The sequence below is a fragment of the Micromonospora sp. NPDC003944 genome (assembly GCF_053605225.1).
The window spans coordinates 45,517-65,230 of the sequence record NZ_JBSGIV010000002.1; the positions used below are offsets into that span (position 1 = coordinate 45,517).

19 protein-coding genes are annotated in these 19,714 nt (G+C 69.3%); 17 read left to right on the forward strand and 2 right to left on the reverse strand.

Annotation, left to right across the window (positions count from 1 at the left end):
* Positions 1 to 207 precede the first annotated feature (207 nt).
* Positions 208 to 1,437: a PucR family transcriptional regulator gene (locus ACWER9_RS01400; protein ID WP_452299908.1), complete on the forward strand. Its 1,230-nt coding sequence runs from the start codon at positions 208 to 210 to the stop codon at positions 1,435 to 1,437.
* Between the two features lie 51 nt (positions 1,438 to 1,488).
* Here ACWER9_RS01400 and ACWER9_RS01405 read toward each other — a convergent pair whose 3' ends face one another.
* A complete protein-coding gene (locus ACWER9_RS01405) occupies positions 1,489 to 2,574 on the reverse strand; it encodes a branched-chain amino acid aminotransferase (RefSeq protein WP_452299909.1) in 1,086 nt (361 codons plus the stop codon).
* Positions 2,575 to 2,725: 151 nt separating this feature from the next.
* Here ACWER9_RS01405 and acpS point away from each other — a divergent pair, with 151 nt between their 5' ends.
* The 16 genes from acpS (at position 2,726) to ACWER9_RS01485 (ending at position 18,791) form a co-directional block, all read left to right on the forward strand.
* Entirely contained in the window at positions 2,726 to 3,172 is a 447-nt protein-coding gene (gene acpS, locus ACWER9_RS01410; RefSeq protein ID WP_452299910.1) for a holo-ACP synthase, read from the forward strand.
* Between the two features lie 343 nt (positions 3,173 to 3,515).
* Positions 3,516 to 4,721: a DUF6421 family protein gene (locus ACWER9_RS01415; protein ID WP_452299911.1), complete on the forward strand. Its 1,206-nt coding sequence runs from the start codon at positions 3,516 to 3,518 to the stop codon at positions 4,719 to 4,721.
* Complete coding sequence (locus ACWER9_RS01420) at positions 4,714 to 5,832, forward strand: branched-chain amino acid aminotransferase (protein WP_452299912.1); 1,119 nt, start codon at positions 4,714 to 4,716, stop codon at positions 5,830 to 5,832. The genes ACWER9_RS01415 and ACWER9_RS01420 overlap by 8 nt, the downstream gene beginning before the upstream one ends.
* A gap of 12 nt (positions 5,833 to 5,844) precedes the next feature.
* Positions 5,845 to 6,420, forward strand: coding sequence for a hypothetical protein (locus ACWER9_RS01425; protein WP_452299913.1), 576 nt, complete (start codon positions 5,845 to 5,847; stop codon positions 6,418 to 6,420).
* Positions 6,414 to 7,637, forward strand: a complete 1,224-nt coding sequence (locus tag ACWER9_RS01430; RefSeq protein ID WP_452299914.1) for an ATP-grasp domain-containing protein — start codon at positions 6,414 to 6,416, stop codon at positions 7,635 to 7,637. Before ACWER9_RS01425 ends, ACWER9_RS01430 begins: the two co-directional genes overlap by 7 nt.
* Positions 7,634 to 8,728 carry an aminotransferase class IV gene (locus ACWER9_RS01435; protein WP_452299915.1) on the forward strand — a complete coding sequence of 365 codons (1,095 nt, stop codon included), beginning with the start codon at positions 7,634 to 7,636 and terminating at the stop codon, positions 8,726 to 8,728. The genes ACWER9_RS01430 and ACWER9_RS01435 overlap by 4 nt, the downstream gene beginning before the upstream one ends.
* Positions 8,729 to 8,761: 33 nt before the next feature.
* Positions 8,762 to 9,052, forward strand: a complete 291-nt coding sequence (locus tag ACWER9_RS01440) for a 4Fe-4S dicluster domain-containing protein (RefSeq protein ID WP_452299916.1) — start codon at positions 8,762 to 8,764, stop codon at positions 9,050 to 9,052.
* Positions 9,053 to 9,070: 18 nt separating this feature from the next.
* Positions 9,071 to 10,591, forward strand: a complete 1,521-nt coding sequence (locus ACWER9_RS01445) for a coproporphyrinogen-III oxidase family protein (protein WP_452299917.1) — start codon at positions 9,071 to 9,073, stop codon at positions 10,589 to 10,591.
* A 3-nt stretch (positions 10,592 to 10,594) separates the two neighbouring features.
* Positions 10,595 to 10,879, forward strand: coding sequence for an acyl carrier protein (locus tag ACWER9_RS01450; protein ID WP_452299918.1), 285 nt, complete (start codon positions 10,595 to 10,597; stop codon positions 10,877 to 10,879).
* Positions 10,872 to 11,444: an RBBP9/YdeN family alpha/beta hydrolase gene (locus ACWER9_RS01455; protein WP_452299919.1), complete on the forward strand. Its 573-nt coding sequence runs from the start codon at positions 10,872 to 10,874 to the stop codon at positions 11,442 to 11,444. The genes ACWER9_RS01450 and ACWER9_RS01455 overlap by 8 nt, the downstream gene beginning before the upstream one ends.
* Positions 11,414 to 12,982, forward strand: a complete 1,569-nt coding sequence (locus ACWER9_RS01460; RefSeq protein WP_452299920.1) for an amino acid adenylation domain-containing protein — start codon at positions 11,414 to 11,416, stop codon at positions 12,980 to 12,982. The genes ACWER9_RS01455 and ACWER9_RS01460 overlap by 31 nt, the downstream gene beginning before the upstream one ends.
* A complete protein-coding gene (locus ACWER9_RS01465) occupies positions 12,972 to 14,396 on the forward strand; it encodes a S8 family serine peptidase (protein WP_452299921.1) in 1,425 nt (474 codons plus the stop codon). The genes ACWER9_RS01460 and ACWER9_RS01465 overlap by 11 nt, the downstream gene beginning before the upstream one ends.
* On the forward strand, positions 14,393 to 15,676 hold the full coding sequence (locus ACWER9_RS01470) for an MFS transporter (RefSeq protein WP_452299922.1): 1,284 nt from the start codon (positions 14,393 to 14,395) through the stop codon (positions 15,674 to 15,676). Before ACWER9_RS01465 ends, ACWER9_RS01470 begins: the two co-directional genes overlap by 4 nt.
* Positions 15,642 to 16,865: an ATP-grasp domain-containing protein gene (locus ACWER9_RS01475; RefSeq protein ID WP_452299923.1), complete on the forward strand. Its 1,224-nt coding sequence runs from the start codon at positions 15,642 to 15,644 to the stop codon at positions 16,863 to 16,865. Before ACWER9_RS01470 ends, ACWER9_RS01475 begins: the two co-directional genes overlap by 35 nt.
* Complete coding sequence (locus tag ACWER9_RS01480; protein ID WP_452299924.1) at positions 16,858 to 18,045, forward strand: ATP-grasp domain-containing protein; 1,188 nt, start codon at positions 16,858 to 16,860, stop codon at positions 18,043 to 18,045. Before ACWER9_RS01475 ends, ACWER9_RS01480 begins: the two co-directional genes overlap by 8 nt.
* On the forward strand, positions 18,045 to 18,791 hold the full coding sequence (locus ACWER9_RS01485; RefSeq protein WP_452299925.1) for a hypothetical protein: 747 nt from the start codon (positions 18,045 to 18,047) through the stop codon (positions 18,789 to 18,791). Before ACWER9_RS01480 ends, ACWER9_RS01485 begins: the two co-directional genes overlap by 1 nt.
* A 216-nt stretch (positions 18,792 to 19,007) precedes the next feature.
* On the opposite strand, the gene ACWER9_RS01490 is transcribed toward ACWER9_RS01485, so the two are convergent.
* Positions 19,008 to 19,553 carry a GNAT family N-acetyltransferase gene (locus tag ACWER9_RS01490; protein ID WP_452299926.1) on the reverse strand — a complete coding sequence of 182 codons (546 nt, stop codon included), beginning with the start codon at positions 19,551 to 19,553 and terminating at the stop codon, positions 19,008 to 19,010.
* Positions 19,554 to 19,714 lie beyond the last annotated feature (161 nt).

Genomic DNA, 19,714 nt, shown 5'->3' on the forward strand with positions numbered 1-19,714 from the left:
CATCCGCACGTGCTGGTGCGGTCCGTACCGGAACCCTAGGAACCGCCGGCACCTCCGGTCTTCGGACAGGTGCCGGAACCGTCGCGATACCGGCCGTCTTTTTGTCGCGACTTCGACAGTGGACCTTGCGCGATGCCCGGTCCGCACCGGAGGGTAAGGACTGGCGGTCGCGCGATCCCTGTCACGCAGCGCAACCTTGGGAGATAGATGCACGGTGAGCTCCAGCGAATCGTCGACGCCGTCGCCGCCCGGGTGGGGCGACCCGCACTCATCGAGGACCGGCGACAGCGGGTGGTCGCCTACAGCGAGCACGACGGCCCGATGGACGACGTTCGCCGGACGTCGATCCTGCGGCGGCAGACGACGCCGGAGGTGATCGCCTGGTTCCGGGGCAAGGGTGTGCTCACGGCACAGGCGCCGATCCGCACTCCCGCGTGCGCCGAGCTGGACCTGCTGGCGAGGGTCTGCGTGCCGATCCGGCACGACGACCTGCTGCTCGGGTTCGTCTGGTTCATCGACGCGGACGGTTCGATGACCGACGCCGACATCGCCACCGCGACCGGCCCCTTCACCGACCTGTCGTTGGCGCTGTACCGGGAGAACCTGCTCGGTGAGCTGGCCTCGCAGCGGGAGACCGAGGCCACCCGCGCTCTCCTGGTGGAGAGCCCGCAGGCGCGCGAGCACGCGGCGCGGGCACTGCTGGAGGAGGGCGTGGTGGCCGCGGACGGGTCGACCATCGCGCTCGTCGCCCAACTCGTCCCGGCCGGCGGGCGGCAGCCCGACGAGGTGGCCCGGATCGCCCTGGAACAGGCCCTGGTCACCACCCGCCGGTGGATCGGGGTACGGGAGACGCTGCATCTGGTCTGGCACGACCACGGGGTGCTGCTGGTGTGCGGCAACCGGGTCGCCGGCCGGCCCTCGCCGGAGGCCTCCGCCGGGCACCTGGACGAGGCGTTGGGCACCGCGACCCGGGGCCTGGCCTCGGTGGACCGGACCGTCACCGGGATCGGCCAGCCCCGCGCCGGGCTGTCCAGCGCGGTCGAGTCCTACCAGGAGGCCGCACACGCCGCCCGGGTCGGCACCCAACTGCCCGCGCTGGGCCGGGTGGTCTCCTGGGCCGGTCTGGGCATCTACCGGGTGCTGTCCCAGCTGGACAGTCAGCACCTCGATGTCGGGGGCGTCCACCCCGGGTTGGAGCGGTTGCTGCGCGACGATGCCCACCAGGTGCTGCTGGAGACCCTGGAGGCCTACCTGGACCTGGCGGGCAACGCGCACGCGACAGCCGAGAAGCTCCGGCTGCACCGGACCACCCTCTACTACCGGCTGCAACGGGTGGAGCAGCTCGCCGGGACCGACCTCAAGGACGGCAACGAGCGACTGTGCCTGCACCTGGCGATGAAGCTCGGTCGGCTGACCGGCCACTATCGCACCGCGTGACGCCGCCGCGCGGTTTCCGCCGGCCGAACGGTCGGTCCCGGGCGACCCTGGTCAGACCAGGCGGGTCATCCAGCCGTGCGGGTCGGCGACCCGGCCGTACTGGATGTCGAGCAGGTGACGGCGCAGCCGCATGGTCACCGAGTCCTCGGCGCCGGCCTGCGGGGCTGTCACCTCGCCACCCTCCCAAACCAGTCGCCCGACGGGCGTGACCACAGCGCCGGTGCCGCAGGCGAAGACTTCGGTGATCGCGCCGGACGCCACGCCCTCCTGCCACTCCCGGATCTCCACCGGACGCTCCTCGACCTCCAGGCCCAGGTCCTTGGCGAGGATGAGGATCGACCCCCGGGTGACGCCCTCGAGGATCGTGCCGAGTTCCGGGGTGATGATCCTGCCGTCCGCCGCGATGAAGTAGAGGTTCATGCCGCCGAGTTCCTCCACGTAGCGGCCCTCGGCGGCGTCCAGGAAACAGACCTGCTCACAGCCGTGCTGGGCAGCCTCGACCATCGGCGCCAGGCTGGAGGCGTAGTTGCCGCCGCACTTCGCCTCGCCCGTGCCGCCCCGGGCCGCCCGGGTGTACGTGGAGGAGAGCCAGATGGAGACCGGCCTGACGCCACCGGAGAAGTACGCGCCGACCGGGCAGGCGATCACCATGTAGGTGATCTCCTTCGCCGGGCGGACTCCCAGGAACGGCTCGGACGCGAACATGAACGGCCGCAGGTACACGCTGTACTCGTCCTCGTCCGGCACCCACACCTGATCGGCCCGGACCAGCCCCTCGACGGAGGCCATGAAGTCCGGTACCGGCAGTTCGGGCAGGGCCAGCCGCCGGGCGGACCGGGCGAAGCGTTCGCCGTTGGCTTGCGGCCGGAACGACCAGATCGAGCCGTCTCGGTGCCGGTACGCCTTCATCCCCTCGAAGATCTCCTGGGCGTAGTGCAGCACCGCCGCCGCCGGGTGCATGAGGATCGGGCCGAACGGGATGATCTCCGAATCCTGCCAGCCGCCTTCCGGCTTCCACACCGCCCGTGCCATGTGGTCGGTGAAGTACGTGCCGAACCCCGGATTCGCCATGATCTCGGCTCGCCGCTGCGCGCTCGCCGGGCTCGGATTCTGGTGCAACGGGAACGACAGGCTCATCGCCGGGTCCTCTCAATGGCCGCAGCCCTGGCGCTCAGGTCACCAACAGCGAACACGCAGGGGGAGGTTTGTCTGATGACAGGTGCAGAATACCGACCGTATTGTCGCCGATCGTAGACAGCGGGCAGCGACGCGGAGGGGCGGTACGGCCGTGAGCCGGGGTGACGAGCGGATCAGCGCGGCCGCGGACGGCGTCGCCGGTCAGGTGGTGGGCCGGGTGGTCGTGTGTGCGGGCGCCGATCTCGTCGACATCGACGACATCCGGGGGCTGTTGGCCCGGCAGCCCCGGTTCGCGGACCGGTACTTCACCGCTGACGAGCGGGCCTACTGCCTGCTGCGGCGCGACCCGGCGGAACGTTTCGCCGTCCGCTTCGCCGCCAAGGAGGCGGTGGTGAAGGCCCTCGGCACCGGCTTGACCGGGGTGGCCCTTCGGGAGATCGAGGTGCTCCGCCACCACTCGGGGCAGCCGGCACTGGCCCTCGCCGGGCGCGCGGCGGCGCTCGCCGAAGCGGCAGGTGTCCACTCCTGGCTTGTCACTCTGACGCACAGCCGACAGTTGGCCTATGCCTTCGTCGCGGGCGTCGGCCAAGCGCCCTGAGCCGTTCCTCACCATTACTCCAAGTAGGACATAGGACCCATATCCTTCGTTTGACGATGGATGTCACATTGATGGATTTTGGCGGATTAGCGCGGGGGTCCGGAGCGGACCGGGAACAGATAATCGCGGCGCAATGGGGCAAAGCGAGAGGTAGTCAGGGCCACGAATCCCTGCTAGGCATTCACGTCAATATCCCAGATACCGAGAGCTGTTTGACGGAGCCAGGGCAGCGCCGCAGTATTCCGATCAAGGGGTTCCTCGGGGGATGGGCTGCTTTCGTGCATACTTCGAGGTGCATCACGGGTGGGATGCCGAACGGCGTCGATGCTGCCGAGAGGATAATGTGGAGCCACGTACGCTCTCTCAGGTCCTGGAATTCGAGCGTCGTATTGTGCCGGCCGCCGGCCTGATCCGCGCGGCCCAGGTCCGCGGCGACGGCGACCAGGCAACCGCGCAGCTCGATCGGCTCTGCCAGGACGTCGAGCAGCTCGACGCACTGATGCCGGCGAGCCAGATCGAGGCGACCGTCCACGACCTGCGCGCCTGGTCAGACGCCGGCTTCCTGGAGAAGCCGGCCTTCGACGCGACCCGTGACACCGTCCCCGCGCCAGCGGACGGAGAGGTCGCCGCCTTCGTCGGCCCGGTCACCCTCCCGAACGGCGACGGCTCCCGCGGCGCCTTCCTCGAGGCCTTCACCGTCGTTCGCCAAGATCCGGCCTGCACCGCCGAGCTACAGGTCGACTATCCGCACGACAAAGCGGTGTTCCAATCGACGCGCCTCCTCTCCGCGTCTCCTGGACTACGCGACGGAAACTGCGTCGTCTTCTTTCCGGAAAACATTCCGACAGTGACGCCGACAATAAATCAGACGTTCGCCTGGTTCTTCTTCAACCGGCACACGACGATCTACGCCCGCACTCTGGAAATCGTGGATAGGCTCTGTGGTGTCGGTTCCCCGTTCGCCGGCACCAAAGTCCTCTCGTCCGCAGACGTCGACCCGGAGAGCGTCTATCAGGCTCGCTGCGTCTGGGGCTACCTGCACGACTACTTCCACCACACCGGGCCGCGGCCGCTGGATCAGCACCTGGCCTTGAAGACGAAGTGGCGCCCCGGTCTCGCCGAAGAGTTGAAGGTCGACCTGAAATCGGCGATAGCCTGCTATGAGGAGTCGGTGCCGTACGGCGACATCATCTTCGAGTACATCATCCTGGAACGGCTCTTTCGCTACCCGGCCGAACCGCGCCCGTTGCGCAACTTCGACTCCGGCACCGGCTTCGCCCTCGGCACCTGGCTCGCCGAGCACGGCCTGTTCACCATCGGCGACGACGGCCGACGCCGGCTGGCCGGCAAGGCCGAGATCGTCGCGTCGGCCAAGGACCTCGTCCGGACGATCGAGGAGTTCGAGGCGATCACCGACGACGAGACCTACCGCGAGACGGTCACCACCTTCCTGTACGAGAGATTGCTGCGGGAGCCCGAGAGCAAGGCGGACAGGTACGGCGGCCCCCGGGCACCTCTGGACCTCTGGGGCAGTGAGGTCCATGTCTGACGGGACCCTCACCATCGCCGACCGTGACGCCGCCCTTCGCGATCCGGGGTTCTGCCGTTTCCACACCGACACCACGGCAGTCGTCGACTGGTCGGCCGAGCACGGCTGGTCCGGTTTCTCCCTTGAGCCGTACGCGCCGATGACCATGGATCCCGGCAGCCTCGTGCTGCACTATGGACAGAGCGTCTTCGAGGGGCTGAAGGCGTTCCGCCAGCCCGACGGCTCGGCCGCGCTGTTCCGTCCCGCGGACCATGCCGGTAGGTTGGCCCGATCGGCCCGGCGGCTGGCGATGGCCGAGATGCCGACCTCCCTGTTCCTGGACGCCTGCGCGCACCTCGTCGCGGCCGACGACGGCTGGCTTCCCGGGGAGCCAGGCCAGGGCCTCTACCTGCGCCCGTTGATGATCGCAACCGAGTCGGAGCTCGGGCTGCGCGACTCCCGGCGCTACCGGTGCACCTTCCTGGCCTATCCGGCCGACCCGTGTTTCGGGCGGGCCTTCACGCCCATCTCCGTGCTGACCTCGGGAGAGGCCGTCCGCGCGGTGCGCGGCGGCATGGGCGAGGCGAAGTGTTCCGGCAACTACGCCGCCAGCCTGCTGACCCGCAAGCAGGCCAACGCCCGTGGCTACGACGAGGTGCTGTGGCTCGACGGCCTCGAGTCCCGCTGGGTCGAGGAACTCAGCGGCATGAACGTCTTCTTCGTCTGGCGCGACGAGGGCGAACGTCACGGGGTACGGCTCACCACCCCGCCGTGCCAGGGCACGATCATGCGGGGCGTCACCCGCGACTGCGTCCTCGCCCTGGCCGGTGACCTCGGCATTCCGGTCACGGAGGAGCCGACCCCGATCGACGCCATCATGACCGGCGCCCGGTCCGGACGGCTCGTCGAGATGTTCGCGTGCGGGACCGCCGCCGTGGTCGTGCCGGTCGGCCGGGTCGCCGACGACGACGTCGACGCGACCATCGGCGACGGACAGGAAGGCGTGCTGACCGCCCGGGTGCGGCACACGCTCATGGAGATCCAGCACGGCACCCGTCCGGACACCCACGGATGGCTGCGGAGCGTACGCAAAGACCTTGCATCCGTTTCCAGCTCGACCGACCGACAGTAAGGGAGATGGCGGATGCCTGACGCCAACGGCCGTTCCGCACCGGGTATCGGCTCGACCACACTGCCGCACGTCACCACCATCCACACCCTCGGGCCGACCGGCACCAACCTGGAGAAGGCCGCTCACCGCTGGTTCGCCGACCGGCAGCGCCCGGGGCGGGTGGTCCTGCACGCCGAGGTCGAGGATGGGCTCGACGTCATGGCGTTCGACGGCACCGAGGCGATCCTCGCCTGCGCGGTCTACCCGCGCCTGCACGACCTGGTCTTCGGCAACCTGCATCGGCTCACCATGGCCGACAGTTTCATCCTGGACACCTACGACATGGTGCTCGCCGCGCGTCCGGACCGGGAGTCCGTCACCACCATCGTCACCCATCCCGCCCCGAGTTGCCTGGTCACTAATCGCGGCACGATCTCGTACGCGAGCAGCAATTCCGTGGCCGCCGCCGTCTGCGCCGCCGGGGACTACGACGCCTGCGTGACCACCGACCGGGCCGCGCGGGCCGAAGGGCTGCGGACGCTCGAGAACTTCGGTCCGGTGCCGATGGTGTTCACCCTGCACGTGGGGAAGGCCGGCTCCGCGTGTTGATAATCGTCCAGCCCCTGTCGGCCGGGGTCCAGCTGGCGAGCCGGCTGGTGGCGACAGGTGTCCCCTGCCTGATCCCGACGCAGTTTCCCGACCTGCTGCCGGCCGAGGTCCACGCCGGTGCACGCGTCGTCGACTGGCACCCCGACCACGGCGTGCCCGCTCTGCTGGACCTCGTCGACCGCTCAGGGGTGACGCCGACCGGCGTCATCGCGGGCTTCGAGTACGCCGTCGGCGCAGCGGCCGAACTGGCCCACGCCCTCGGGCTTGTGGCGCTGAGCCCGGACACCGCGGAGGCCGTCCGGCAGAAGGACGTCATGCGGGAGCGCTGCCTCAAGCACGGCATCGCCGTTCCGGCGTCGATGACGATCCGGGCCGATGACGTGGGTGAGTGTCCGTTCGCGTTCCCCGCGGTCGTCAAGCCCGTCGACTGGGGCGGGAGCCTGGGGGTGCGCCTCGTCCGGGACACCGACGAGTACCAGCGCGCCTGCGCGGAGATCCACAGCTACGGTGAGGTCAAGTTCCACCACGATCCCCGGCGGGTCGCCCTGGTCGAGGAGTACGTCGACGGTCCCGAGTTCTCCCTGGAGGGCTGGGTGGACACGGCCGGACTGCACCTGGTCAGCATCACCACGAAACTCGTCAGCGCACCGCCGCAGTTCTTCGAGATGGGCCACGTCGCCACACCGCCGCACGGCTCACCGCACGGGCGGCTGTTGCACGAGTTCGCCGCGCAGGTGGTCGCCGCCTTCGACATCACCGTCGGGCCGTTCCACATCGAGACCCGCATCGCCGCGGACGGCCACCCGGCGCTGATCGAGGTGGGCGCCCGCCTGGCTGGCGACTGCATCCCCGAACTGATCATGGCGGGGCCCGGAGTGGACCTCTACCTGGCGACGGCCGAGGCGGCTCGCGGCGGCAGCTACGTGCACCAGCCGGTGTCGTCGGTGAGCGCCGGGCTGGCCTTCGTCACCACCGATCGGCCGGGCGCCTTCGCCGGCAGCGTGTCCGGCCTCGAGCCGTTCCTCGAGGCCGACGAATTCGAACGGATCGTCTTCGAGGCCGAACCCGGTGCCGCGCTCGACCCCGACGACATCTTCCACAACCGGGTCGCCCAGGTCTATTTCCGAGGCGAACCCGACCGGGTCGAGGCCCTGGTCGGCGCGGTACTCCGCGACGTGCGGGTCGACATCTCCGACAAGGAAGGCAATCGATCGTGAGCAAGGACAACGATCTGGTCGTCGAGGCGACGACCGCACCTCGCTTGAAGCCGGAGGCCGACGCGCCGACGCGCCCGGGCGGCACCCTCACCGATCACGCGTACTCGATGCGGTGGACCAAGCGGCGGTCCTGGCAGGGCATGACCATCGCCGACCGCGACGCCCTGCCACCGGTCCGACCGACATCGTCGGCCCTGAACCATGGGCAGGGGGTGTTCGACGACCTCGCCGCCTACCGGATGACCGACGGGTCCGTGGCGGTGTACCGCCCGGACAGCCACGTCAAACGACTCAACAACGGGGCCCGGCGGATGGCCCTCCCGCAACTCGACTTCGACCGCGTCTGGCTCGCGATCCGCCGGCTCGTGGAGCTGGACGAGGCGTGGGTCCCGGCGCAGCCCGGGTCGGCGCTGCTGCTGCGGTGCGTCCTGGCCGGCAACGGTCCGACGCTCGAGGTCGCCCCGGCCGAGGAGTGCCTGTTCACGATCGTGGCGAGCCCGCTGACCCGGCCGGCTCCGACGGAGCTGCCGGTACGGGCGATGGTGGTGAACGACTACGTCCGGGCGTGGCCGGGCGGCACGGGCGACATCAACGCCATCGGGAACTACGGGCCGGGGCTGGTCCCACGGGAGATCGCCGCCAACTACGACTACCACCACGTGCTGTGGGTCGGCGGTGACCCGGAGCGCAGGGTCCAGCAGGTCGGCGCGATGAACGCGTTCTTCGTCATCGACGGCGTCCTGACCACGCCGTCCCTGGACGGCACCATCCGGCCGGGGATAACCCGCGACTCGATCATCAAGCTGGCGCGTGACGCGGGGACCACCGTCGTCGAACGGCCGGTTCCGCTGGCGGAGGTGCTGCGGGGCATCAGCGACGGCCGGATCACCGAGTGCTTCGGCACCGGGACGGTGGAGGGCGTGGTGTCCATCAACGGCGTCGGCTACCAGGGGGAGGAGTACCGGCTGGCCGGCAGCGTCGCCGTGGCGTCGCACCTGCGCGAGGTGCTCGAGGGCGTCCACCGCGGTGACGCGATCGACAGGTTCGGGTGGATGCGACGGCTCACCGAAGTCTCGACCGTCCACGCCTGACAACCGCAGCGCAACCCACCAGGAGATCCAGCCATGGCCTACGTCGTCACCGATGCCTGCATCGGCTGCAAGTACACCGACTGCGTGGACGTCTGCCCGGTCAACTGCTTCCACGAAGGCCCGGAGATGCTCTACATCAACCCGGAGGAGTGCATCGACTGCAACGCCTGCGTTGCCGAATGCCCCCCGGAGGCGATCTGGGCCGATGTCGAACTGCCCGAGGACAAGTTCGAGTGGATCCAGGTCAACGGTGAGATGAGCCAGCAGTACCCGGTCATCTACCAGAGCGACGCCAATTCCGTCAGCAAGAAGTCCGCCTCATAAGGGATGGGATCGACAGACATGACCACCATCGAGAACTCGTTCATGCTCGGTCTCGACTCGAACTTCTACCTCAAGGACGACTTCGAGAGCCCGGAGAAGCGCACCAACGTCACCTGGTTCTACCCGAAGATCTGCGGCTTCCAGGACGCGCTGCGCACCGAGCAGGAGAAGGCGGAGTACTTCTCCTTCCTCGACCGTCAGACGCACCCCCAGCAGACGGACATCCTGCTGTACTTCCACATTCCCTTCTGCGAGGCGTTCTGCAACTTCTGCGCCTGCTTCAAGGAGTCCTCGGCGAAGTACCAGGGCGAGCAGCGGGTGCGGTTCGTCAAGGCCATGGTGAAGGAGATCGAGCGCAACGCGCGCTCGGCGTACTTCCAGGGCACGAAGATCAAGTACGTGCAGTTCGGCGGGGGTACGCCGTCGGCACTCGACCAGGAGTCGATGGCGACGATCATCCAGGCGGTGCACCGCGAGTTCGACCTGAGCGAGGTCGACGGGATCTCGCTGGAGGGCAGCCCGCTCGGCCTGTCCACGGACGGCTACATCGAGATGCTCAAGTCTCTGGGCATCACCCGCATCTCGTTCGGCGTGCAGACGCTCAACGAGGAGATCCGGCGCAAGCTGACCATCAAGGCCACCGTCGAGCAGGTCTACCAAACGGCGGAGAACATCCGCAAAGCCGGGATCAGGACCTTCGCCCTGGACCTCATGTACAACCTCGCGGGCCAGACCGACGAGATCCTCGCCTCCGACATCCACGGCATCTGCGCCGAGCTGCGCCCCAGCTTCGTTCAGACCTACCGGTTCAACCAGTGGGAGGGCACCCGGCTGGACAAGCAGATCCGGGCCGGCAAGGTGAGCGACGTGCTGCCCTCCGGCAGCATCGAGCGGGTCCAGTACCGCCAGATCAAGGACAGCCTGGCCGACTACGGGTACGACAAGCAGCTCTTGATCAACTTCTTCACCCACCTCGACGAGACCGGCCCCATCGGGCTCGACCACGCCTGCGGGGGCAACGGCTACCGGGCGAGTTACACCCTGGGCATCGGTCCGGCCGCCGAGAACTACATGGGTGAGCGCAGCTACCGCAACCACACGAACGTGGACCGCTGGATCAAGGATGTCGAGGACGGCATCATCCCCATCGAGCAGGGCCGGATCTGCAGTGAGGACGAGGTCGAGAACCGCGTCATGGTGTTCTTCCCGGTCTTCGGCACCGTCCGCAAGGCCGACGTCGCAAACCTGGAGAAGTACCGCCGGGAGATCGACTGGATGGTCGCCGGCGGGTACGCCGTCGAGACCGACGAGGCGATCACGCTCACCGAGGTAGGCCGGGAGAACGCCGGCAACATCGCCTTCCTGTTCTACTCCGACGAGGAGAAGGCGCGGGCCCGTCGCACCATGTACCTCTCCCTGAAGAACAAGCGCAACCCGTTCCACCAGGACGAGATGAACATCCCCCGGACTCCGGTCTTCCTGCAGTCCAAGCTGGCGACCCGGCCGGCCGACTCCAGCACCGCACCCAAGGCGGGCTGACGCGTGACCGCCGCCGACCAGAAGACCCGCGCGGACATCGAGGACGACCTGCGGAAGATCGCCGCCGAGGTCTTCCCCCACCACGACGTCGAGCTGACCTCGACCACTCCCCTGTTCAACGGGGGGCTCTCCCTGAACTCCACCCAGATGATCGAGCTGACGCTGGCCTTCGAGTCGTTCTACGACATCGAACTCGAACCGGAACTGCTGACGGTGGAACACTTCGCCACCCTCGGCTCGCTCGCGACGATGCTCGAGGACCAGCTCAACGACGACTCCTATGTCTGATGCCGTGCGGGTCGTCCTGGTGCACGGCAACGCCGGAGCAACCATCGACGGCATCTGGTTCCCGTACCTCAAACGGGAACTCACGGCTCGTGGCCACAACGTGGTGGCCCAGACGTTCCCCGACCCGATCAAGGGTCGGATGCGGTACTGGCTGCCCTACCTGACCGAGGTCATCCGACCCGACGACCAGACGGTCATCGTCGGGCACTCCTCAGGAGCCCTGACCGCACTGCGGTACGCCGAGTCGGCGCCGCTGCTGGGCACCTTCGTGGTGGCCGGGCACCACACCGACTGCGGTTTCGAACTCGAACGACGCAGCGGGTTCTTCGACGAGCCGTGGGACTGGGAGGCGATCAAGCGGAACCAACGCTTCATCGTCCAGTTCCACTCGACGGACGACCCGTGGGTCCCCGTCGAGGTGGCCCGGGAGCTGCACCGGCTGACCGGCAGCCAGCTGACACTGATGGAGGGGATGGGCCACTTCGGGTCCTACGACCAGAAGATGGACACCTTCCCGGAACTGCTGGAGGCGGTGTGCCGGCAACTCGAGACGGTCAGCAGGTGACAGGTGGCCCGCTGCGCTTCGTCGACGAGGTCCTCGACCGCCGCCACGACGACGACGCCGTGGCGGTGGTCGACCTGGCCACCGGCGTCCAGGTCTCCTATCGCACACTGGCCCGGCGTACCCAGGCACTGACCGACCTGCTGGCCCCCCTGGTCGGCAGACACGACACCGTCGCGATGGTCATGGACAAGTCCATCGACTCGGTGGTCTGCATGGTGGCGGCGCTTCGGCTCGGCGCGCGGTACGTCCCCGTCGACGAGTCGTTGCCGCCGGCCCGGACCGCCCTGCTGTTCGCCAGGTGTCGCCCGACGGTGACGGTGGCGCACCCTCAGCACCTCGGGCTGCTCGCCGAGGCGGCGGCCGGCACCCTGGTGGTCGCCGGTGACTCCTGGGACGTACGGGCCGAAGCCGACTACCGGCCCTGCTCGTACGAGGGCAGGGCGCCGGATGACCAGGCGTACGTCATCTTCACGTCGGGATCGACCGGCGGCCCGAAGGGTGTCATGATCAGCCACCGCAGTGTGTGCGCGCTGCTCGCCGGCGTGCAGGAGGTGGTCGGTTTTCCAGAGCGCATGCGGTACCTGAACGTGGCGCCGCTGTTCTTCGACGCGTCGGTGGTCGACCTGTACTCCACCTTCCTGGTCGGCGGCAGCGTGCACCTGCTGCCCCGGCTGTCGATGGCCGGCCAGGTCACCCAGGCGTGCGAGCGGTGGCGCATCACCGACGTGCTGCTGGTGCCCTCGGTCCTCCGGATGCTCCTCGGGCGGTTCAGCGACATCGACCGCCGCGACCTGGGTTCCCTTCGGCGGCTGTGGTTCGGCGGTGAGTCCTGCCCGACCTCGCTGCTGCGGGCGATGGACAAGAAGCTCCCGGGTCTGACCTACGTGCACGGCTACGGTCCGACCGAGACCACGCACAGCGCCACCCTCTACGTGACCGACGACATCGCCAGCCACGACGACGAGTACCTGCCGATCGGGACCCCGCTGCCCGCCGTCGACGTCCTGATCGTCGACGACGACCTGCGACCGGTGCCCGACGGCGATACCGGTGAGCTACTCATCGGCGGCCCGCAGGTCATGCTGGGCTACTGCGGGGAGGTGGCGAGGACCGAGCAGGTTCTTGTCACGCGCGGCTCGCCGGAGACCCGGTACTACCGGTCGGGCGACTTCGTCCGGCGTACCAGCGCGGGTCAGCTCGTCTTCGTCGGTCGCCGCGACGACGCCGTGAAGATCGCCGGGAACCTCGTGCACACCTCCGAGGTCGAAGCCGCCGCGCTCGCCGTGGACTGGGTGCTCGACTGTTGCGCGGTGGTGACCGAGCACCGGGTCGCCGGCCGGGCGATCACCCTCTTCGTCCTCGGCGCCGACCGGCCCGGAGCCGGGACGGAGCTGCGGGTCGAGCTGGCGCGGGTGTTGCCGCCGTACATGGTGCCGTCCGAGGTCGTCATGCTCGACGAGGGAACCGTCGGCCTGACGCCGACCGGCAAACTCGACCGGGGGCGCCTGCGCGAGATGGTGGCCTCCGATGATCGATGACGAGATCGCCGCGTTCACCCGGCGGGGTGTGCTGACGGTGGTCCCGCGGGCGGCGTCCGGGCGTAGCCTCGCCGACGACCCCGCCGCGCTGCTGCGCCACCCTGTCGAGGACTTCCTCCCCGCGCCGGTCACCGTCGACCGGGTCGCCGGGGCGCTGCTCCGGGAGGGCCTCGCGATCGAGGCGCGGACCGACGTGGGCCTGACGGTCAGCGGTGAGCAGAGCCTGCTCAGGGACGTCTTCGGCAGCGCCGTCGCCGTGGTGCGCAACAAGTACATCCGCGACTCCCCCCGCTACGAACTCGTGGCGGAGGGCCCACTGCACTCCCGGGTGTGCACCGACCTCATCAGTGCGGTCTCCGTGCCGCGGTCGGGGTTCGAGCTGACCGCGACCGCATCGCCGCCGGTGGTACGGGGAACCGGGCACCACCTCAGCCTCCCCGCCGACGCGGTCCGGGTGGCCGGAGCCGAGGGGCTGCACGCCGCCGGCGTACGCGGGGACGGCGTGCGGGTCGTCATGGTCGACACCGGCCTCTACGACCATCCGCACCACCGGCAGCACGGTTACCGGACCTCGGTCGTCGCCGCGCTGCCGCAGCTCGATCCCGCTGTCGACGAACGCGGTCACGGCACCGCGATGTCCGCGTTGCTGCTGGCGGTCGCGCCCGGCGTGTCCCTCACCATGGTCAAGATGGCCAGCGAGGGCTTCTCGTTCCCGGTGGCCGCGTTCCAGCGCGCGGTGCAGCTGCAACCCGACGTCATCTCCTGCAGCTGGGGCACGCTGCGCTCGGAACCCCACCTGCATCTCGAGGTCGCCAACGCGATCCGGCGCGGCTGCACCGTGCTGTTCGCCGCGGGCAACGGCTCGACCGACCGGCCGACGGCGATGTTCCAGTCCGTCGCCACCCCGGGCGCCATCACCGTCGGCGGGGTGCACATCGGCCCCGACGGAGCCTTGCGGGCCGCGGACCTCGCCTCCAGCTACCGCTCGGCGGTCTTCCCCGGGAGGGCCGTGCCGGACGTGTCCGGCCCGTGCGGCATGCTGCCCAACGGCAACTACATCCTGTTCCCCACCCAGCCCGGTTGCCTCTTCGACCGCCGCAACAGCGCGTACGACGGCACGGGCGCGGAGGACGGCTGGCTCGTGTCGAGCGGGACGTCGGGTGCGACGGCGTACGCCGCGGGCGTGGTGGCGTTGGCGCTCCAGCAGGGCCGCGACAGCACAGTGGAGTCGCTCGCGGCCGACTGCCGGCCGGTCACCACGGGCCGATCCATCACCGGCGACGAGTGCGGCGGAGCCAGCCCGAACCAGGCCACCGGCCACGGTCTGCTCACCGCGTACCGGGTTGACGGGGTTGTCGCTGCTGATCAGCCGCTGTTACCCTCCTCGATGGACGGACGGGGGCTCTCTGCGTGAACGGACCACTGCGTGCCCCCGCCAGGGAATCCCCGACAACCGACATCCGGCCGCACCAGATCGTGCGGTTCGTCGGCGGCCGTGGTGTCGCGGCGTTGGCCGACCAGTTCCTGTTGTTCGCCATTCCGCTGCTGGTCTTCAAGACCACCGGCAGTGTCGCCGCGAGCGGGCTCGTCTTCCTGGTCGAGTGGCTCCCCCGGGTCATCTTCGTCCCCGTTGCCGGGGTGCTCGCCGACCGGGTCGACGGCTACCGGCTCTACCTGATCGCCGACGGTGTCCGGGCGTTCCTCGCCGCAGCCGCCTTCGCCGCCGTCCTGGCCTGGCCGGACGCGACGGTGGTGACGCTGAGCGTTCTCGCCGCGTCCATGTCCCTGGCCAGCGCCCAGGCGTACATCGCGATGGAGACCACCCTCCCCCGGTTCGTGCCCCCCGAGCACATGGTGCGGGCCCAGTCCGTCATCCAGGGCACCGAACAGGCGAGCACGGTGCTCGGGCCGGCCATCGCGGTCCTGCTGGCCACACTGCTCGGCACGACCGATCTCCTGCTGGTGACCGGGGTGCTGTTCGCGCTCACCGCGATCAACGTGTTGACCCTGCGCGGCAGCCTGAGCACAGCGGTCACCAACCCCGAGCCCACGACGGTACGAGGTGTGCTGGCCTCGGTGGTCGAGGGCGCGCACACGCTGTTCAAGCTCCCCGCGATCGTGGGCCTGGTCGGGCTCACGATGATGGTGAACCTCATGGTCGGCATCGGCATGGCGACCAGCGCGGCCATCACCACCGGCACGTTCGGCAAACCCGACCGCTACTTCGGGGTGCTGTCCTTCGCCGAGGGCGTGCTCTCCCTACTGATCTTCTTCATCATCCCGCGACTGTCCCGGCGAATCAGCTCGCTGGTCGCCATCCTGGGCACGTTCGTGATCATCTGCCTGGGCGGGCTCACGATCAGCCAAGCGAACTCGTTCACCCAGTTCGCCATCGGTTACACATTGCTGATCGGCACGGTCGGCATCCTGAACGTCTTCATCCGCGCCGAACGAATCCGCCGCATCCCCCGCGAACACCTCGGCAAGACGATCGGTCTCATCGTCCTGTTGAACCAGGTCTCCCTGCCCGTCTCGGGCTTCGTCGTCGCCGTCTTCGCCACCGCCCACGGCCCGCAGGCCGTCCTGCTCGGCGCGGTTCTCGGCTCCGCCCTCATCGCCGTTCTGTTGCTCCCACTGGTCCTTCAACTGAGGTATCCCCATGCGCATCCTGATCCTGCACCGAATCACCGATGACATCATTCGCTACGCGAACGGCCTCGACTTCGACGCCCACGAGGTGACGTTCATCGGTACGGCCGAGCGCATGGCCACACTTCCCGCACGACTGCCCGGCACCCGCATCGAACGGCCCGGGACCGACGCCACGGAGACCGAGGTGGTGGCGGCGCTCGCCGGCCAGCCGCGACCCGACCTGGTCATCGCCCAGTCCGAGTTCGACCTGATCGCCGCGGCCCGCATCCGGGAGGCGCTCGACGTGCCCGGTCCACGCGAGGCCGACGTGCTCCCCGTCCGCGACAAGGTCATGATGAAGGCCGCCGCCTCCCGGGCGGGCCTGCGCGTGCCGCGCTACCTCCCGCTGCCCGCCGCCCTCGCCGGGGCTCCCGTCGCGTGGGCGGGCAGAACGGTACTCAAACCGCTCGACGGCGCCTCCAGCCAGGGCGTACGCGTCTTCGACACCGCCGACGCAGCCCTCGAAGCGGTACGCCGGGACGGCCTGCCCGCCGACGCCGACCCGAGCGGCTTCGAGATCGAGGAGTTCGTCGACGGCCCGATCATCCACGTCGACGGTCTGGCCGTCGACGGCACGCCGGTCACGCTCCAAGCCAGCCGGTACGTCGGCACCTGCCTCGGGTTCGCCGAAGGCAGCCCGCTCGGCTCGGTGCAGACCGACACCCCACCTACCGTCGTGGAGTGGACCGCCGCCTGCCTGCGGGCCGTCGGCATCACCACCAGCCTGTTCCACCTCGAAGGCATCGAAACACCCGACGGCCTGGTCTTCCTGGAGGTGGCCAGCAGGTTCGGCGGAGCCGGCGTGGCCGACACATTCGAGCTGGCTACCGGCGTCCACATGCCGTCGGTGCAACTACGGGCTCTCTCGACGCCCGGCGCGTCCGCCCCCGAAGCGCGCGACGCCGGCCCGGACGCCCGGTACGGGTGGTTCATCTTCCCCGGTCACACCCTCGGCGCGACGTTCTGCACGGTCGACGGGGCCGACGATTTCCGGCGCAGCCCGCTGGCCTGGCGGTGGGTGCAGCGCACGAAGGACGAGCCGGTCAGTCAGGTGCTGAGCTACGCCGAGTACGACGTGCCCATCGCCGGTATCGTCGGCCCGGCACCCACGGCTGTGCTCGAACAGTTCCTGCGCGACGTGTTCGCCTCGGTCAAGGTCACCGCCGCCGACACGGCGGTCAGCCATGTCTGAGCTGCTGCTGGTCGGGGTCGGTTTCATGGGCAGGCCCTACCTCACCGCCGCGCGACGGCTGGGGCTGCGGGTAACGGCCGTCGAGGGCGCGTCTCGAGCCGCCGACACGGCCGAACTGGTGGACCACATCCGGGTGGCAGCCGGCAACCACGACGAGCAGTGGGCCGCCGGCACCTGGGCCGCTGCCGCAGACCGCAGACCGGCGGGAGTGGTGGCGTTCACCGAGAACAACGTGCTCGGCGCGGCCCTGCTGCAGGACCGGCTCGGCGTTCCCGGCCCCTCCCTGCACGCCGCGACCGTCTCCCGCAACAAGGCCCTGCAGCGGGGCCTGTTCGCCGCGGCGGGCATCCGCCAACCCGAGTACCTGATGACCGACGACCTGGAGTCGGCCCGCGACTGGGTGACAGCCCACCTGCCGGTTGTCGTGAAGCCACTGTCGGCGGCGGGCAGCGAGGGGGTGGAACTGGTCGCCGACCACCTCGCCTTCCAGGACGTGGTGGCACGCCGTAACCACGAGGGCCCGCTCCTGGTGGAGACGGCGGTGGACGGCCCGGAATTCAGCTGGGAGGCGCTGATCAGCGACGGGGAGGTGTGGTTGGCCAACCTCACCGCCAAGGAGACCGCCGAGCCGCCCCACTTCGTCGAGATAGCGCACCGCACCGGCATCCAGCTCGACCAGGAGACCGCCGCCGAGGTGACGGAGTTCTGCGCCGCGGTGATGGCCGCCCTCGGCATGCGCACCGGCATCGTGCACCTCGAGTTCCGGCTCGCCGCCGACGGGCCGACCCTGATGGAGGTCGCCGTCCGCACCCCCGGCGACTACCTCATGGACCTGCTCGGCCTCACCTACGGACTGGACTGGTTCGAGATGGTCGTCCGGCTCGCCACGGCGATGCCGCTGCCCGAACCACCGCCGGGCCCCGTCGCGTACGCAGCGAGCTATCTCCCCGTCGCGCCGCCGGGCATCCTGGTCGAGATGCGGGGCATGGACGAGATCGAGGCACACCCGGCCTTTGTCAGGTGCGGCTGGTGGAAGAACCCCGGTGACGTCGTGCCGGCGACCACCTGGAGCGCCCAGCGAGCTGGCTACCTCATCGTCTCGGCCGAAACCCCGGCGCTGCGCGACGAAGCACTGGACTTCGTCCGCAAGACGCTGACAATCGTCACCCGCCCCACCTGATGACTGATCACGTGCACGAGCAACTGGGCTGGGTGGACCGCTATATCGCCGGCGGACAGGACTGGGTGTGGCATGAGATGCGGCAGCTCGGCAGCCGCGTCCGCGAGCCTGCCTTCGCCTTGCAGGCGCAGGCGGTGTGCGACGAGATGGCCCGGCGGGCCCGCAGCAACATCGAGACCCTCGTCGAGCGGCTGCGCGCGCAGGGCTACCGGTTCCACCGCAACGACAACGACCAGACACCCACCGAGCCGCACACTCCACCCGGGGCCGAGGCGGACGAGCACCTGCACTGGCTGGAGCAGCGTCTCGGCCCGGTCCCGATGGTGGTGTCGTCGTGGATCCGGATCGTCGGAGACGTGTGGCTTGTCGGCACACACCCACAGTGGTCCAGCTCGGCGGCGGCCGACCCGCTCGTGCTGGAGTTCGCGGGCTCCCGCTACCCGACCAGCGACATCCGTACCTACTTTGCCGACGAGATCGCGGCGTGGCAGGAAGACCAGGACGCACCGTTCCTCCTGCCCGTCGCGCCCGACCGGTGCCACAAGGACAACGTCAGCGGCGGGGGCGCCTACGGCGTCGTCCTCCCCGACGCCGCGGCCGACGCGCACTTCGTCGGCGAGGCTGGCATGCCTCTGGTGTCGTACCTGAACTGGGCCTTCCAACACGGCGGCTTCCCCGCACCCACCGAAGACGACGCGCAGTGGCAGGTCACCCACGAGCTGAGCGAAGGCCTCCACCACCTCTGACCGGCGCAGGTGAACGGCGGGGATGCTGTGGATGACGCGGCCTTGATCTCCACGACCAGCCCTCGGGAGCCGCTACTTGTGTCCGACGGCAGTGGCGATCATGACGAGGTAGCCGACGCCGGACAGCGGAACGGCGTACGCCAGGGCCAGTGCCCGGTCCTCGACGAGGTCCGCGGTGCGGTAGCTAGGCTTGCCGATCCGGTCGGGCTGCCCGGGTCAGAGGATTCGCGCCATCTCGATCTCCGGGCCGAGAGATCCGTGGAAGCTCATCCCGGTAGCCGTGAACCCCGCCTTCTCGTACGCGCGTCGGGCACGGATGTTGTCCGCCTGCACGTAGAGGCGCACCCTCGTGAGGCTCCGCTGACGCATCCAATCCAGGGTTGCGTCGAGCAGGCTCCCGATCACGCCCTTGCCGCGGTGCTCCGGCTGCAGGAAGACGCCTACCACATGTCCGCCGGGCCGCTCGATCGTCTTGCCCTCGAAGTCCTGCTCGCCCGCCGTCTCGACAAGCGCGACAGACGTTCCCACCCAGGTGCCGTCACCGGCGATCGCGACGAACTGGCGTGCCCCCGCCTGGGGTCCCGCATCGTCGGACGAACCCTCGGCGCGCGCTTGCCAGAACTCGTCAGGCTGGGCGGCGCCCTCCTCGTAGGACTCGACGAAGGCTAACGGGGCGTCCTCGTCCTTCAACGCCTTCAGACGCAGTGCCCGAATCTCACGCCACTCACGGGCGCGGATCGGGCGGATCACGTAATCGCTCACGCAGAGACTATGCCAGCACTGCCTAGTGTTGGGGGGGCAGAGGGATCGGTGCGGGGCCGACGGCGCGGTGTCGCGCTGCTGCGGATCGCGCGTGCAGCGCTGCCGGCGCGCCTTCTCGACGCTGCCATTGACTCGGCTCTCCCAGCTCAGGCGGTCCGGGA

What these genes read in the sequence shown, in the direction of transcription:
- ACWER9_RS01465 (WP_452299921.1), top strand. Translation starts at nt 12,972, where the DNA reads ATGATCGATGACGAGATCGCCGCGTTCACCCGGCGGGGTGTGCTGACG.
- ACWER9_RS01475 (WP_452299923.1), top strand. Translation starts at nt 15,642, where the DNA reads ATGCGCATCCTGATCCTGCACCGAATCACCGATGACATCATTCGCTAC.
- ACWER9_RS01440 (WP_452299916.1), top strand. Translation starts at nt 8,762, where the DNA reads ATGGCCTACGTCGTCACCGATGCCTGCATCGGCTGCAAGTACACCGAC.
- ACWER9_RS01400 (WP_452299908.1), top strand. Translation starts at nt 208, where the DNA reads ATGCACGGTGAGCTCCAGCGAATCGTCGACGCCGTCGCCGCCCGGGTG.
- ACWER9_RS01405 (WP_452299909.1), bottom strand. Translation starts at nt 2,574, where the DNA reads ATGAGCCTGTCGTTCCCGTTGCACCAGAATCCGAGCCCGGCGAGCGCG.
- ACWER9_RS01425 (WP_452299913.1), top strand. Translation starts at nt 5,845, where the DNA reads ATGCCTGACGCCAACGGCCGTTCCGCACCGGGTATCGGCTCGACCACA.
- ACWER9_RS01420 (WP_452299912.1), top strand. Translation starts at nt 4,714, where the DNA reads ATGTCTGACGGGACCCTCACCATCGCCGACCGTGACGCCGCCCTTCGC.
- ACWER9_RS01485 (WP_452299925.1), top strand. Translation starts at nt 18,045, where the DNA reads ATGACTGATCACGTGCACGAGCAACTGGGCTGGGTGGACCGCTATATC.
- ACWER9_RS01445 (WP_452299917.1), top strand. Translation starts at nt 9,071, where the DNA reads ATGACCACCATCGAGAACTCGTTCATGCTCGGTCTCGACTCGAACTTC.
- ACWER9_RS01455 (WP_452299919.1), top strand. Translation starts at nt 10,872, where the DNA reads ATGTCTGATGCCGTGCGGGTCGTCCTGGTGCACGGCAACGCCGGAGCA.
- ACWER9_RS01480 (WP_452299924.1), top strand. Translation starts at nt 16,858, where the DNA reads ATGTCTGAGCTGCTGCTGGTCGGGGTCGGTTTCATGGGCAGGCCCTAC.